We start from the raw sequence: 13,816 nt of genomic DNA, 5'->3' as shown, positions 1-13,816 counted from the left end.
GTTCCGTCGTGCGGCTCTCCGCGTGACCTGTCTCACGCTTTAGGTGGCCTTAAGGAGGTTAATTAGCGAATGTCTATTTTGCTGTGAAATAGCGGCAATTGACGCTGTGTCATGCCTGATGGAGAGTCGGTCCCGGTCAGCTCCCTGCCGCCCAACTCACCCTGTTTCACCAGGAGATCTCGCATGCGCACGTCCGCAGCCCTCGCCACCGTCGGCGTGGTCGCTTCCCTCGTCCTGGCGCCCGCCACCTCGGCAACGGCGGCGCCGCAGTGCGGCACGAACCCGCTCGGGACCGCCGGGAAGTACGCCGAGTTCGTCGAGGGCGACGCCACGCGGTACTCCGACTCCGAGGGTGCCGTGGCCGTCGGAGGCGACGCGCACTTCGGCGACAGCGCCACGGGCCAGGGCTTCACGGTCGGAGCCAAGCTCAGCGGCGCCGATCTCGGCGCACTCCCCAACCACAACTCCCTGGTCGTCGGCGGCACCCTGAGTGCCAATCAGGTCGTCATGGCCAAGGGCTCGGGCGTCTACGGAGAGCTGCGCCGGACGAACCGCCCGGGCAGCTTCGCCATCGACGGCCCGCACACCGAGGGCACCGCACCCGTGGACTTCAAGCGCGAATTCGCCACGTTGCGCGCAAACTCGACGGCCTGGGCGGCCCTGAAGGCCAACGCCACGGCCACCCGACCCGCCAACAACAAGGCCCTGCTCCTCACCGGCACCGACGCACAGCGCAATGTCTTCACCATCGACGCAGCCGACCTCCAGCAGGCCGACCGCATCTCGCTCAAGGTCCCCGCAGGATCCACCACCCTGGTCAACGTGCTCGGCGGCTCGTACGACATGGCGGCCGCCTCGCTGAGCGGGGTCGAGATATGGGACCCGGCGAGCAAGAAGTTCGTCCTCGACGACTACGCCGCGGGATCGGCCGCCTTCAAGACCCTCCGGTCGAAACTGCTGTGGAACTTCCCGCAGGCCACCTCGCTGCTCAAGAACAGCGCCTCGTGGCCCGGCACGATCCTCGCTCCCGACGCGGCTGTGCAACTCGGCAACGCCAAGACCGGGCCCGGCCATGTCAACGGCGCCGTCATCGCCAAGAAGCTGAGCTCGGTACCCGGCGCGGAGACCCACCAGATGGCCTTCTCCGGCTGCCTCCCCGCCGGCGAGTCGCCGTCGAGGCCGCTGCCGCCCGCGGCCCACCCCGCACCCACCGAGACCGCGCTGCCCCCGCTCGCCACCCCGAAGTCCTCCGGGACCAGCGGCAAGAAGCCGTCCGCGTCGGCCTCGCCCACCCCCACGCCGTCCGCCTCTCCCCAGCCCACGCCCGCCACCGACGAGACGGGACGCCTCGCCCTGACCGGCGGCGGCGTAGACCCGCTGTTCGCGACGGGCGCCGTCGCCACCCTCCTCATCGGCGCCGCCTGCACGGGCTACGCGGTCATCCGCCGCCGCGCCTCCCGCCGCTGACACGACGACGGGCAGCGCCGCGCGCCGACGGCACCTCGCGGCACCCCGGCCGGCGCGCGGGCCCGAACGATCAACCTTTTACCGGTACGAGTCCACCCGGGCGGACAGCCCCCGGGCACGCCCGCCTCCTAGGGTCGGCCGGGAAGCACCGCCGCCCCTCTGCCCCACCCCCGCGAAGGACCTCTCAGACCGATGAGCCGAAGCCTGTTCGAGGAACGACTCGAAGTGGCCGAAGAACGGCTGCGCCGCCTCTACACGGAGCGCGAGGAAGGCGGCCTGTCGGAGGGCGCCGCGGAGCCGCCCACCGAGAGCCACACCTGGCCCGGCGACGAGCAGCTGGCGCTGCGCAGGACCGAGGGCGACCGACTCGCCCACCTGGTCGGCGAGTTCCGCCTCTCCCAGCGGGAGACCGACCTGCTCATCACCTGCCTGCTGCCCGAGCTCAAGCCGGTCTGCGGCGCCGCCTTCCAGTTCCTGAGCGGGCTGCCCACCTCGCGCCCCTCTGTCTCGGTGGCCCTCTCCGTGCAGGGCATCCCCGTACCGGACGCCATCGCCGACGGCCTGCTGCGCCAGGGCTCGCCACTGTTCGACACCGGCCTGGTGACCTGCCAGAACCGCGAGATGTCCTTCCCGGAACGGGTGCTCGACGTCCCCGACCGCGTCCTCGACTTCCTGGTCGGCCGCGAGCGGTGCGGGGCCGCCCACCGCTGGCTGCACCTCCTGCCGCCGCACCCCGACGACACCGACCCGCGGCACGCCAAGGGCCTGGACACGGCGCTCGCCGCCGACCCGCACCAGATCCGCTACCTGCGCCAGGGCATCCACGGCGAGGCACTCCCGGCGAGCCGCACCGCGCTCGCCGCGACCGGCCTCGCCCCCCTCCTCCTGGACCCCGACGCCCTCACCAGCGGCGGAGTGCCCCCACAACAGCTCGCCGCCGAGACCACGCTGGAGGCGCGGCTGCTCGGCGCGGCCGTCCTGCTGCCCCTCGCGGCCCCCGCCGCCACCGAACCCGAACAGGCAGACCTGCTGCGACGCCTGGTGACCCAGCTGGCCGACGCACCCATCCCCCTCCTCCTCTACGGCAGCGAGGCCTGGGCGGCGTACGGATGGGACACGCCCCAGCCCGTCGAGACGGACCTGCGCGCCACCGGCGCCCGGCGCCCCGGCAACCAGCTCGGCGCCGCGGCCTCGGTCTCCGTGGAACGCATCCACCGCGCCGCGGCCCTGCACGCGACCACTCCCGCCCCGCGGACCGTACGGGAAGCCGCCCGCCGGCGCGCCGCCGGTGAACTCGGCGGCCTGGCCCGGCACATCGTCCCCGAGGTCGGCTGGCAGGACCTGGTGCTCCCGGCGAAGGTCCGCACGCGTCTGGACATGCTGGTGGCCCGCGTCCGCCACCGCGAGACGGTGTTCGGCAGCTGGGGTCTGCGCAGAGGCGGCGGCCGCGGCCGGGGAACCGCCGCCCTGTTCGCCGGCGAGTCCGGCACCGGCAAGACCATGGCCGCCGAGGCCGTGGCCCGCGAACTGGACCTCGACCTCTACGTCATCAGCCTCCCCTCCATCGTGTCCAAGTACATCGGCGAGACCGAGAAGAACCTGGAGCGGGTCTTCTCCGCCGCCGAGCTGCTCGACGCCGTCGTCCTGTTCGACGAGGCCGACTCGATGTTCTCCAAACGCGGCGAGGTCAAGAGCTCCAACGACCGCCACGCCAACATGCAGAGCGGCTACCTCCTGCAACGCCTGGAAGCCTTCAACGGCCTGGCCGTCCTGACCACCAACCTCCGCTCCAACATCGACGCCGCCTTCACCCGCCGCTTCGACGAGGTCGTCCACTTCGAAAGCCCCGGCCCCGACGTCCGCGCCCGCCTGTGGCGCTCCCTGCTCGGCACCGCGGCCCCCGAGGACGTGTGCCTGGACACGCTCGCCGAGAGCTACGACCTCGCGGGCGGCAGCATCCGCGCGTGCGTGGAGAGCGCCGCGTTCGCCGCGGCCGCAGCCGAACGCCCGCTGTGCCGCGCGGACCTGCTGCAGGGAGTCGAGACGGAGTACGGAAAGCTGGGACGGTTCTTCGCACCGGCCGACTGACCCCGCAGCGGTGCCGGGTGGCTCACGCGCTGCGGCTTCGCCGGACGCCGCGTACCGCGCCCGGGCACCGGTGCTGTCGCCCCGAGGAACTCCACCAGGGCCCGGCCGAAGGAATGTTCTTCAACCGGGCCGAGCAGACCGTCCACTTCCCGGACGAAGGGGTCGTCGGATCGGGGGAGCGGAGCCTGTGGGCCGCCATCGCCTCAGGCGCACGGGGGAAGCTTCAGCCCCGCGTCGTGGCCAGCCGGAACACCTGAGCCAGGTACGCGCAGCCCGGCTCGGTCCCGTAGAACCAGACGAACGCCCTGGCCGTCACTCTCACTTCTCGCGCCCGGCCCGGAGGTCAGGCGATCTCCTCCACCCGGCGGCGGGGCCGGGCAGTGCCGCGGGGGCGGGGCGGGCGGAAGGGCTTGTCCTCCGGGGCGGGCGGCTCGATGTTGCGGGCCCGCAGGGTCACGCTGCGGATGGGCTCCGTCTCCACCTTCGTGCCCGGCTTGGCGACCGGGATCGTCACCAGCAGGTCGAGCACCGGCCGGGCCGGGGTGCCGAGGCCCGACCACAGCTTCATGGCCATGGGCTCCGTACCCTCGGGGGTCTCGCGCAGCTTGAGCGTCAGCGGGCCGGCCGGCGTGCTCGACTGCGGCGTCAGCTGCTCGGTGGCGACACACCACTCCAACAAGGAGCCGAACAAGAGGTGTTCGTCCCGCGGGGAGTGGCCCCAGACGGTGAGCGCGTAACCGAGCTTGAAGTAGCGGGCGGGCGGGGTGTAGCCCACCACGACGCCGTTCTCGTCGATGACGCTGGTATCGCCGGACTGCCGCTGCGCGACGTCCTCCTCGACACTGTGCAGGAACAGGTTGACGCACAGCCCCGAACGCCGGGCGGCCCAGTCCGAGTTCGGCGTCTCGAAGACCACCTGGGCGTTCACACCGCGCAGAGGACCCCGGCGCAGCTCCTTCTCAAGGGTGTCGTCGACACGCTGGACGATGCTCACAGGTCAGCTCCTGGACGAAGGGTTGGGGGCGGGGGCGCCGGTAGGAGGGGTCTCCTTCTCGGCGTTCGGTCCCGTGAGGGGGATCAGGTCGCCGGTGAGTGCGGCGGTGGCCATGCAGTCGGTCGGCTGGGGGCCCGGAGGCACCGACGGGGAGGGGGCGCCGCCACCGGCCGGTGCCGGACAGTTCAGGAGCAGCGAGATCTTCTCGCCCGCCTTCAGGGACGGAGGCATGGCCGAGGGACTCTGAGGGGCCGTCACCGGTGTGGTCACCAGTTGCTGGGTGCCGGCCCTCAGGACCAGGGAGCCGGTTGCCGGGCCCGTCGCAGTGATCTGCACCGCCTTCAGCACGAGCCGGTAGCCCTTCGGGACCGTGTACTCGTCCGTGAGCTTCTTGGCCTTGGAGTCGGTGGACAGCGACACCGCGTCGAGCGGCTTCTTCTTCGGCGCACCCGCCTCGTCCTTCTCCTTCTTCGCCTGCTCCTCCTGCTTCTTCTGGTCGTCGGCCTGCTTCTTCTTCTCGTCCGCGGCCTTCTTCTCCGCCTGCTGTACCGCCTCCACCTGCGAGGGGCCCTTGTTGGACTCGGTCTTGACCGTCGGCTTCTTGCCGCCGACCGGGGAGAGCCACAGGGCCACCGCCGCCACCGCCACGGCGGTCAGCGCGATCAGAGCCTTCATGGCCCGCTTGGGCAGGATCGGGCGCTGGCGGTGGACGAACTCGGCGGTCCGTTCCTCCTCGTCGCCCCAGCCGCCCCGGACGCCGAGCTTCCAGTCGGCCGCGGTGCCCACCGGCACCGGACTGGTCACGCGGACGCTGAGCCCGACGCGCGCTTCCTCCCCGGCGTCCAGAGCCAGGCGCGTGCGGCGCAGCTTGGTGCGCAGCGGGGCGTCCGGCGCCTCCGGCGCCAGGTGCAGCCGGAAGGTCGTAGTGGCGTTGCCGGTGTTCTCCAGGAGGATCAGATTGGTGCTCCACAGGGCGCCGCCCACCCGGGGGCGCACCGGCTTCATGTCGAGGTCGTGGAACTCGCCCACGCTCAGCGTCGCTTCGGGCACCGCCACCGCGAGAGGGTCCTCGACGGAGGCGACCTGGACCGCGAACGTCAGCGGGCCGGGCGGAAGATCGCTGTGGCGGGGCAGCGTGAGCGGGATGTTGATCTTCTCGTGGTTGCCCGGGTAGACGGGCAGCTGGCCGAGGGCGGCCTCGGTGTTCGGCCAGTCGGCGGGCGGCCCGATCAGGGTGAGCCGGTAGGCGTCGACGATCCGGCTCTCGTTCCAGACCCGCAGATGGGCGGTGAGCGAGTCGCCCGGAGTGATCACCTCGTCGGGCACGGTGAGTTCGGCGCGTACGGTCATGACGTCTGCCGGCTGAAGAACTGGATCTCGGCCATCGCCACGGGCGTGTCCGGCTTCAGGCCGGGTGCCACCGCGTCGATCCGGACCTGCACCGAGACCACGTTGTCGATGCCCAGGTCGAAGCGCTGCGGGCCGGGCTGGCCGCCCAGCGTGATCTGCTTCTCGACCGGCCCCTGATCGGTCGTGTTCGCCGTCACCGTGATCTTCGTGGGCCGGCCGCTCTCGAAGAACTGCTCGGGCGTCTTGGCGGCGCCGTTGATGAGGGACAGGGCGGTCAGCCGGAACGGGGTCTGGAACGTGGCCGTCCAGGCCTGGCCCACCGCAGCGTCTCCCGTGCCCTGCGGAGCCCAGGCCTTGTTGTCGACGCCGTCGTGTGCGAACTGTGGGTCGAATCCCTTGGCCGAACTGGTCGCGGACACGGACGTGGGGGTGACCGCGTACTGGGTCGCGAAGCGGTCCTTGACCAGCGGAACGGCGCGCTCGGCGGCCGCCGCCACACCACCCATCGACATCCCGGCCACCAGGCAGACGGGCAGCGCGGCCAGCGCCATGGACCAGCGGTGGTCCCAGTGCCACACCTTGGGCCGTGCCAGATAGTCCTCGCGGAACTGCTCCCAGCGGGTGAGCTCGGGCGGCTCGGGCTCCGGGCGCAGCAGGGCGCCGCACGGGTGGCAGTACGTACGGTTCTCGGCGTTGGGGGCTTGGCACTCCGGGCACAGGAGCAGGTGCGGCATGCCCTCGGACGGGGTCGGCGCGTCGGAGGGCGAAGGGCCGGCGGGCTCCTCGGGCAGTGTGGCCCAGAGCACCACTTCGCCGTCGATCAGCTGGGTCTGCGCGGCGGACGGGTCGGCCTGGACAGGGGCGGTGTAAGGGCTGTCGGCGGCCGCGTACAGACCGGCCTCGCCCGGGGTGGCGAACTGCGGCCGGCGTGTGGGGGGTTCGGCGGTCGGGGGTCCCGCGTAGAGGTCGGGGGCCGGTGAGCCGGGGTACGAGGAGAGGCCCTGCGGCCGCACGGGCTCGGCGCGGAGGCCTTCGGGCAGACCATCGCCGCCTCCCCAACTACCGCTGGAGAGAGATGTGTTGGCGCCTCCGGTTCCGACAGGGTCCCAGGAGCCCGTCGCGGGGGCGCCGGAAGCGGGGGCTTGCGTCCAGGGTCCCGTACCGCTGCTCGCGGCCCCCGTGGAGCCGGGGGCGAGGGTCCCGGATCCCGCGTCACCGGCGCCCGTACCCGCGTATCCCGTACGCCCTGAAGAGCCTTGCTGTGCCTCCGGGTACAGGGCCCGGATGTCCCAGTCCCGCGCACCCGTGTATTCGGCGCCCGCCAGGTCGCCGTACCCCGATCCGGCCGTCTGCGCCGCGCCGGTGCTGCCGTATCCCGGCTCATTGGCCCGCGCCGAGCCCGAAGCGCCGTACCCGGACCCACCGGCCGGCGCCGCACCAGTGGCGCCGTACGCGGATCCGCCCGTCGGGGAAGTCCCGCCGCCGTACCCGGACCCGCCTGCCGATGACGATCCGGCGCCGTAGGCGGATCCGGAGCCGCCAACGTGCCCCGTACCGCCAGCAGTTGACGTTCGCGCGGAGTCCGCACTTCCATACCCCGAGCCATCGCCCCGCGCGGCACCCCCCGCACCCGCCGACCGGCCGAAGTCCGCGCCCCCGGTACCGGAACCAGCCCCCGTCCCCGACGGCACGACCGGGTTGCTCCCGGTCCGGTCCCACCCCAGGTACGCCCCGCACGACACGCAGAACATCTCACCCGGGTAGGCCACCACTCCGCAGCCGTGGCACATGTCCTGCTCGTTCGGCACATGCCAGCCCTGGTGGCCGGACGAAGCCGTTCCCATCAGTACGCACCCCCCGCCGAGCCCCGCACGAGCAGCGGGTCCTCGTCGTCCTCGATCGTCACCTCGGCGCGGACGTGCGCCGGGATCCACTCCCCGACCAGTTCCTCCAGGTCGTCCACGACACCCGGCCGGCTCGCGACCGTCCCGGACGGCAGCAGGACGCGCACCCGGGCCCGCGCTCCTCCCGGACCCGGCCCGCGGAGAGTGGGGTCGTCGGGCCCGGCCGCGCAGTGCGTGCCGCCCGACTCGGTCAGCTCCAGGCGGCCGCCGAGCACGTACCGCACCAGGAGGTCCAGGCCCGCCGCGGTGCCGCGAAGACCGTGCAACTGGTGGCCGAGCAGCAGCGCGTTGCGGCGCCCGGTCGCCCCCACGCACGCGGGCAGCGCCGTGTTGTGCCAGCTCAGCATCCACGTCACGAAGTGCTCGGGCGCGGTGCGCGGGCTGAAGTACGCGTCCAGGCAGTCCAGCGTGGTGATCAGGGGCGCCAGGGCGTCGTCGAACCCGGCGATGAAGCGGTCGGCGAAGTCACCCTGCCGGTAGCTCTCCGGCAGGACGGCGCGCAGCGACCGGCTGCCGGGCACCAGCGGGGGTGCCGCAATAGCCCGCGGCGGTGATTCCATCTCTCGTCCTATCCGTCTGTCCGTCTGTCCGTCTGTCCGTCATCTGGGCCTGCTCAGCGCGCGCTCTTGACGGCGACCTGGTGGCGGAAGGAGAGGAACAGCGTCGCGGGACCGACGTCGATCCGGTCGGTCGCGGGCTGCCGCTCGCCGGTGCCGATGTCGGCGGGGTACATCTCCAGCTTGGTCACCGACTCGACATCGGCGCAGCGCGCGGCCACCGCGTACAGGTCGCTCAGGCGCAGGGCCCGCCCCAGCGGCCAGCCCGATCGGTTGTGTTCGCCGTGGCCGGACGGCAGCGGGCTGAGGCACTCGTACAGTGCCCGCAGCACCCGCTCCTTGACCTCGGCGCGGTCCGCGCCCTTGGCCGCCTCGATCTCGGCGACCACCGTCACGCCCTGGTAGGCGGGTCCGCTGACCGATACGACCACGCCCATGGGCCGGGCCGCCTCCACCGCACGGGCGGCCGAGGCGAGCATGGCCTCCGAGGGCACCAGCTCGCGCCAGCTGTCCTCCTCGCGTACGTCCCGCACCTGAGGGATGATCAGAACCCGTACCAGACCGGCTCGTTCGGAGTCGTCGGGCTCCGCCACGCACTCGATGCGCCCGGCGTCCCGGCAGGCCGCAGCCGCGACCGACTCGTAGTCCTTCGCGGTCACCGCACGGTCCTGGGTGCGCAGCCAGTGCCCGGCGCGGCGCCGCACGCTGTCCACGGACTCGGCGTCCACGCCGCCCGTGGCGGGCGTGCGGTTGTCGACCCGCGAGACCAGGGCGAGCGGGGTGCGCAGCACCGTCAGGGTGTTCGCGGCCACGTTGCCCTCGCGGCCGCCGCCGCGCCGGTAGGCGCCCGCGGTGATCCTGGCGCCGATCTCGGGGACCGCGCCGTACTGCCGCATCTCGCCGTCCGGCTGGCGCACCGACGGGCCGAACCGGACGGTGCCGCTGGCCTCGTCCACGGTGATGTGCCGGTCGGTGGGGGAGGACTCGGTGAAGGACGGCACCGCCTTCCACACTTGCCGGCCCGCCTTGGTCTCCACCGCCACCGCGCGCAGCGACCCGGCGACGACGGGAGTGCGGTGCACGGTGAAGGACTGGCCGGGCGTGCCGTCCGAGACGCCCATCTCGTCGTGCGGGATGGTCTCGCCCTCCAGTGCGGTCGTGGTCCCGCCCGTCGTGTACGCCTCCAGGGCGCTGATCCTGGGCGATGAGGAGTACGGCGGCTGGCCCGGGCCCGCCTCGGTGATCCGGCAGCGCAGCCAGCCCGCCCGGCGGCGCCCGATCAGCGAGGCGGCGTGCCCGTCGGGCAGGTGCAGCACGATCTCACCGGGCCGGTTCAGACCGCCCGTACCGTCGCTCCCGACCTCGCACTCCACCCAGCCGTCCCCGCACCAGGCCTCCCACACCCGCGGCGGGCGTCGGGGGTCCACGCCGACACCGTCCATCGCGCACTCCACGCGCAGCGCCACCGCGCAGCGCGACGCGGCCTGCGACAGACCCACGAACAGGGCGTCGCCGGGCGAGGGTTGCTGGGCGAAGCAGGTCACCGGCTCGCCGGACAGGAAGCGCTCGGTGACGAGCTCGGGCGCGTGCCCGGCCGCCGCCGAGCCGATGTGGCTCAGCGTGGTCGGCACGATCGCCAGCTCCCGGTTGACGGTGAAGATCCGTGCGGGGGCGCTGCCCGAACGGGGAGTCGCGACCTCCGTGCCGGCGGGCACCGCCACATCGGCCTCCTGCGGAGCTGAGAGCCGGAACGTCAGCTCCGTACGCGCGGCCTGCGGGGCGGTGAGCTGCACGCCCAGGAGGTCGAGGAACTCCAGGTGGACCTTCTCCGGGATCCGGTTGACCCGGTAGGAGAGCTGGTCGACCATCTGCGCGAACGCCTCGATCAGCGCCACACCCGGGTCGGAGACGTTGTGGTCGGTCCACTCCGGGCAGCGGCGCTGGATGAACCGCTTGGCATCGTCGACGAGATCCTCGAACCGGCGGTCGTCCAGATGGGGGCTAGGCAGCGACATCGGTGTCCCTCGTGTGCTGGGGGTGCGGTCCCTCGCCGTCGCGGGCGGGTATCACATAGAACGGATAGACAAGGTTGCGGCGGCTGTTGGTGCCGGACAGCTGGTAGGCGATCTGGATGTCGAGGACCTCCTGCTGCCCGGCGGCCTGGACCACGGTCACGTCGTCCACGACGATCCGCGGTTCCCACCGCTCAAGGGATCGGCGCACCTCGTACGCGATGGCTCCGCAGGTCGCCGCGTCGAACGAGCCGAAGACCCGGTCTCGGATCGCGCACCCGAACTCCGGCCGCATCGGCCGCTCCCCGGGCTCGGTACCGAGAACCAGCAGGATGGCCTGCTCGACGTCGGCGGCACCTTCGGTCATCGCGATGCCGCCGGAGGGGCTCACGCCGAGCGGGGCGGACCAGCCGCGGCCGATGAAGAAGTCGGACATGTGCTCAACTCCCGCTCTTAATAGGGGAGTTGGGGCTGGCGCTCAGTTCCCGCCGGTGGCGGCGGAGGGGGTTGGGCAAGGTGCTCGGCTCCCGCTCGTGGCGGAGGAGGTCGGACATGGCGCTCAGCTCCCGATCATGACGGTCGGGCAGCCCATCGCGATCATGCCGCCGCCGCAGGCGATGGTGTCGCCCATCGCGGCCGCCGGCATGCCGTTGATGAGCACCTTGCGGACGGCCACCACCGGCACGGGCGGAATCGGTGGAATGTGCAGGGGGCCCACACAGGTGGCCAACGACCCGGCGACGGCGGTTGGCTGACCGCCGATCAGGACGGTGGCGGCCATCGGCGGGCCGGTCACCACGCCGGCGGCGGCGCCGTGGATGGTGGGGTCGCCGATACGTGCGGCGGGAGGCATATCGCGCTCTCCTTCCCGGAGGGGGTGGGTGGCGTGGATTAGTTGATCTTCACGAGGGCGCCGGAGATCTCGGCGACGGCGGTGCCGGAGAACTTCGCCGTGGTGTCCGCGCTGACGTCGACCTTCGTGCCGGACACCTCGACCTGCATGCCGGAGAGCTTCAGGTTCTGCTGGGCGTTCACGTCGACGCTCTGGCCCTTCAGCTCCAGAGGGGCGTTGCCCGCGTCCACGGTGATGCCGCTCTTGGCGGCGATCTTCACCTTGCCGTCGCTCTGCACGGTGATGAGCGTGTCGTTCTGGTCCATCTTGATCTGGAGCTTGCCGTCACCGGTGATCAGCGTGGCGCCCATGCCGGAACCCCCGGCATCCAGCAGCTCCAGACGGTGCCCCTTCTTCGAGGCGAAGGAACGCCGGTTGGCCTGGCCCTTGCCGCCGTCCACCAGGTCGAGCTTGTGCGGGGCGAGCTTGTCGACGCCGTTGTAGAGCCCGCCCAGGACATAGGGCCGGTCCAGGCAGCCGTGCTCGAACCCGACGAGCACCTCGTCACCGACCTCCGGCACCACCACTGAGTAGCCGCGACTGCCGCCGAGCTGTACGGTGCGCGCCCAGTTGCTCTCGTACTTGCCGTCCAGCCAAGGGAGTTGGACCTTGACGCGGCCCTGCTTCTTGTCGTCCTTGATGTTGACGACCTTGGCCGGCATCAGCCCGTAGAAGCGCCGCAGTCCTTCCTCGCCGTCCCCGGGCCGCCCAACAGCCGTCCGGTCCGCGCCCTCGTTGACCGTCAGCTCCGTCAGGTAGCCCGAATCCGGGTGGTACTCATGGCGTACGGACGTGACCGTGTACTGGCCCTCGAACTGCTTGCCGAGCCCGGTCAGCGACACCCCGGAGCGCAACCGCAGCCGCGGCTCCCCGCGCACCACGGCGCGCAGCCGTGGCAGGCCCGCCGCGATCTCCTGCGCCATGCTGGCCGCCAGCGTCTCGGCCTCGCCCTGGGTGCCGCGCGGCAGCCCGGCCAGCAGCACCGACGGCCCCGAAACCGCACCGGACGGCGCGGTCCAGGCGGTGCTGTGCCGCGTCGTGGCGGGGTTGCCCATGGCGACGAACGGCTCCTTGCGCTCGGGGTCCCAGCCCCGCACGGTGACCCCGGTCACCTGGTCGTCGAGGGACGCCACCGAGCCGACCTTCAGCAGGTTCGCGCCGAACTGCAGGGCGAACGGGCTGCCCTGGGCCGACATGCCCTTCGCCGGAGCGCTGGAGGCCCGGGCGGGCTTGCAGAAGTGCAGCTTGCCGTCCCGGAAGAAAAGGTCCCGCCCGTTCTCCCGGGCCAGGTGGGAGAGGAAGTCCCAGTCCGACATGGCGGGCTGGGTGAGGAACTCGTATGTCGGCCGCGCGTCGTCGACCGTCCCCGTCTCGACACCGGCCTGCTTGGCCACCTCGCGCACGATGTCCCCGGCCGTCATCTTCGGATACGACGCGACCCGGTGGCCCCGGCGCAGCCGGTGGGAGCGGTCCTTGGCGCGGATGACGGTGAACACACCGCCGACCGTGCTCGCGGCACCCGCGTCCGAACTCGCCCGCGCCTCGCAGTCGGTGACCTCACCCTCGAAGAGGGCGTGCTTGCCGTCCGGGGTCACCGAGGTCAGCTTGAGCGTGCTGCCCAGGGTGACGCCCCACTCGGCGAGCAGCGACGCGTTGTGCGGGTCCCGGATGCCGACCTCGGCCGTGGCCGACGTACGCCCGCTCTCGTGCACGACGGCCCATGCCAGGGCGGCGCCGCAGTCCGCGGGCATCCGGCGGCCCGCGGCCTCGATGATCAGCCCGGCCGTGTGACGCCCTGTCATGTGTACGTGTCCTTACGTGAGGTGACGGTGGAGGAGATGGACTTCAGCGGTCTGTGGCGTTCGGCAGGACCAGCACCGTGCCCGGCCGTACCTTCGACGGGTCGTCGATGTCGTTGAGCTCGGCGATCAGCCGCCAGTCGGCCGCACGGCCCGTGCTGCGCACCGCGATGGACTGGAGGGAATCTCCCCGCACCACCACGCTGAACTGGCGCGACGAAGGTGACCCCGGCAGGTGACCCAGACTCTGCGCACTCATATGCCGACCTCCTCCAGGGTGAGGTCGCACACCGCGCGCAGCGGATGGCCACCGCTGGAGAAGCGAGTGAACCGGACCGAGAGGTGTCGTACGACCGAGTGGAACTGGGCTGCCTCGCAGTGCCCCCAGCGGAACATCACCCACGGCGGGGACGACTGGTTGTTGCCGAGGCTCTTCTCCTCCGGCCGACAGCACTTGAGCAGCGTGCGCACCCGTGTGTCGACGGAGTCGTCGTCCGGCTTGAGGGCGTCCAGGACGACGGTCAGGGTGAGCACCGTCGGCTGGCTGCCGAGGAACTCGGGTACGGAAGCCTGCGGTGCGAGGCGGGTGGTGTGCCGCGCCCAGGACGTCTCCTTGACCAGGGAGAGCTGTGCCGGGTTGAACTGGAACTTCACCACTTCGGCCGGCTTCCCGAGCTGCTTCTGGCCGCCGATCGGCGGCTTGTAGATTTCGAGAACCGCCTTCTCTACCTTTTCCATTGCTTTCTCGCCTCC

General features: G+C 71.9%; 12 protein-coding genes. 2 read left to right on the top strand and 10 right to left on the bottom strand.

Annotated features, from left to right (window positions below; translation table 11 throughout):
* Nucleotides 1-183: 183 nt before the first annotated feature.
* Nucleotides 184-1,467 carry a choice-of-anchor A family protein gene (locus ACSHXC_RS41975; protein WP_438297519.1) on the top strand — a complete coding sequence of 428 codons (1,284 nt, stop codon included), beginning with the start codon at nucleotides 184-186 and terminating at the stop codon, nucleotides 1,465-1,467.
* Between the two features lie 192 nt (nucleotides 1,468-1,659).
* Entirely contained in the window at nucleotides 1,660-3,555 is a 1,896-nt protein-coding gene (locus ACSHXC_RS41970) for an ATP-binding protein (protein WP_438297518.1), read from the top strand.
* A 343-nt stretch (nucleotides 3,556-3,898) separates the two neighbouring features.
* Here the strand turns inward: ACSHXC_RS41970 and ACSHXC_RS41965 are convergent, their stop codons facing one another.
* The 10 genes from ACSHXC_RS41965 to ACSHXC_RS41920 all read right to left on the bottom strand — a co-directional run bounded on the left by ACSHXC_RS41965 (nucleotide 3,899) and on the right by ACSHXC_RS41920 (nucleotide 13,801).
* Nucleotides 3,899-4,549 (bottom strand): DUF4255 domain-containing protein, encoded by a 651-nt coding sequence (locus ACSHXC_RS41965; RefSeq protein ID WP_438297517.1) that lies wholly within the window; start codon nucleotides 4,547-4,549, stop codon nucleotides 3,899-3,901.
* A gap of 3 nt (nucleotides 4,550-4,552) precedes the next feature.
* Nucleotides 4,553-5,899, bottom strand: coding sequence for a COG1470 family protein (locus ACSHXC_RS41960; RefSeq protein WP_438297516.1), 1,347 nt, complete (start codon nucleotides 5,897-5,899; stop codon nucleotides 4,553-4,555).
* The gene (locus tag ACSHXC_RS41955) at nucleotides 5,896-7,743 is read right to left on the bottom strand and encodes an NADase-type glycan-binding domain-containing protein (protein ID WP_438297515.1); all 1,848 of its coding nucleotides are present in this window, start codon (nucleotides 7,741-7,743) and stop codon (nucleotides 5,896-5,898) included. The genes ACSHXC_RS41960 and ACSHXC_RS41955 overlap by 4 nt, the downstream gene beginning before the upstream one ends.
* The gene (locus ACSHXC_RS41950) at nucleotides 7,743-8,363 is read right to left on the bottom strand and encodes a hypothetical protein (RefSeq protein WP_438297514.1); all 621 of its coding nucleotides are present in this window, start codon (nucleotides 8,361-8,363) and stop codon (nucleotides 7,743-7,745) included. Before ACSHXC_RS41950 ends, ACSHXC_RS41955 begins: the two co-directional genes overlap by 1 nt.
* 53 nt (nucleotides 8,364-8,416) lie before the next feature.
* Nucleotides 8,417-10,375: a putative baseplate assembly protein gene (locus ACSHXC_RS41945; RefSeq protein WP_438297513.1), complete on the bottom strand. Its 1,959-nt coding sequence runs from the start codon at nucleotides 10,373-10,375 to the stop codon at nucleotides 8,417-8,419.
* The gene (locus ACSHXC_RS41940; RefSeq protein WP_438297512.1) at nucleotides 10,362-10,808 is read right to left on the bottom strand and encodes a GPW/gp25 family protein; all 447 of its coding nucleotides are present in this window, start codon (nucleotides 10,806-10,808) and stop codon (nucleotides 10,362-10,364) included. The genes ACSHXC_RS41945 and ACSHXC_RS41940 overlap by 14 nt, the downstream gene beginning before the upstream one ends.
* A 123-nt stretch (nucleotides 10,809-10,931) precedes the next feature.
* Nucleotides 10,932-11,225, bottom strand: coding sequence for a PAAR domain-containing protein (locus ACSHXC_RS41935; protein ID WP_438297510.1), 294 nt, complete (start codon nucleotides 11,223-11,225; stop codon nucleotides 10,932-10,934).
* Between the two features lie 38 nt (nucleotides 11,226-11,263).
* Entirely contained in the window at nucleotides 11,264-13,066 is a 1,803-nt protein-coding gene (locus ACSHXC_RS41930; RefSeq protein ID WP_438297509.1) for a VgrG-related protein, read from the bottom strand.
* 43 nt (nucleotides 13,067-13,109) lie between these two features.
* A complete protein-coding gene (locus ACSHXC_RS41925; RefSeq protein ID WP_438297507.1) occupies nucleotides 13,110-13,322 on the bottom strand; it encodes a LysM peptidoglycan-binding domain-containing protein in 213 nt (70 codons plus the stop codon).
* Nucleotides 13,319-13,801: a CIS tube protein gene (locus ACSHXC_RS41920; protein ID WP_438297506.1), complete on the bottom strand. Its 483-nt coding sequence runs from the start codon at nucleotides 13,799-13,801 to the stop codon at nucleotides 13,319-13,321. The genes ACSHXC_RS41925 and ACSHXC_RS41920 overlap by 4 nt, the downstream gene beginning before the upstream one ends.
* Between the last annotated feature and the right edge of the window lie 15 nt (nucleotides 13,802-13,816).

It is taken from the genome of Streptomyces sp. HUAS TT7 (assembly GCF_051550175.1).
Classification (GTDB): domain Bacteria; phylum Actinomycetota; class Actinomycetes; order Streptomycetales; family Streptomycetaceae; genus Streptomyces.
This window is presented reverse-complemented; position numbering and strand designations above follow the sequence as displayed.

Bases quoted from the DNA above. Each gene is read 5' to 3' on its own strand.
- ACSHXC_RS41975 (WP_438297519.1), top strand. From the start codon at position 184: ATGCGCACGTCCGCAGCCCTCGCCACCGTCGGCGTGGTCGCTTCCCTC.
- ACSHXC_RS41970 (WP_438297518.1), top strand. From the start codon at position 1,660: ATGAGCCGAAGCCTGTTCGAGGAACGACTCGAAGTGGCCGAAGAACGG.
- ACSHXC_RS41960 (WP_438297516.1), bottom strand. From the start codon at position 5,899: ATGACCGTACGCGCCGAACTCACCGTGCCCGACGAGGTGATCACTCCG.
- ACSHXC_RS41955 (WP_438297515.1), bottom strand. From the start codon at position 7,743: ATGGGAACGGCTTCGTCCGGCCACCAGGGCTGGCATGTGCCGAACGAG.
- ACSHXC_RS41950 (WP_438297514.1), bottom strand. From the start codon at position 8,363: ATGGAATCACCGCCGCGGGCTATTGCGGCACCCCCGCTGGTGCCCGGC.
- ACSHXC_RS41945 (WP_438297513.1), bottom strand. From the start codon at position 10,375: ATGTCGCTGCCTAGCCCCCATCTGGACGACCGCCGGTTCGAGGATCTC.
- ACSHXC_RS41940 (WP_438297512.1), bottom strand. From the start codon at position 10,808: ATGTCCGACTTCTTCATCGGCCGCGGCTGGTCCGCCCCGCTCGGCGTG.
- ACSHXC_RS41935 (WP_438297510.1), bottom strand. From the start codon at position 11,225: ATGCCTCCCGCCGCACGTATCGGCGACCCCACCATCCACGGCGCCGCC.
- ACSHXC_RS41930 (WP_438297509.1), bottom strand. From the start codon at position 13,066: ATGACAGGGCGTCACACGGCCGGGCTGATCATCGAGGCCGCGGGCCGC.
- ACSHXC_RS41925 (WP_438297507.1), bottom strand. From the start codon at position 13,322: ATGAGTGCGCAGAGTCTGGGTCACCTGCCGGGGTCACCTTCGTCGCGC.
- ACSHXC_RS41920 (WP_438297506.1), bottom strand. From the start codon at position 13,801: ATGGAAAAGGTAGAGAAGGCGGTTCTCGAAATCTACAAGCCGCCGATC.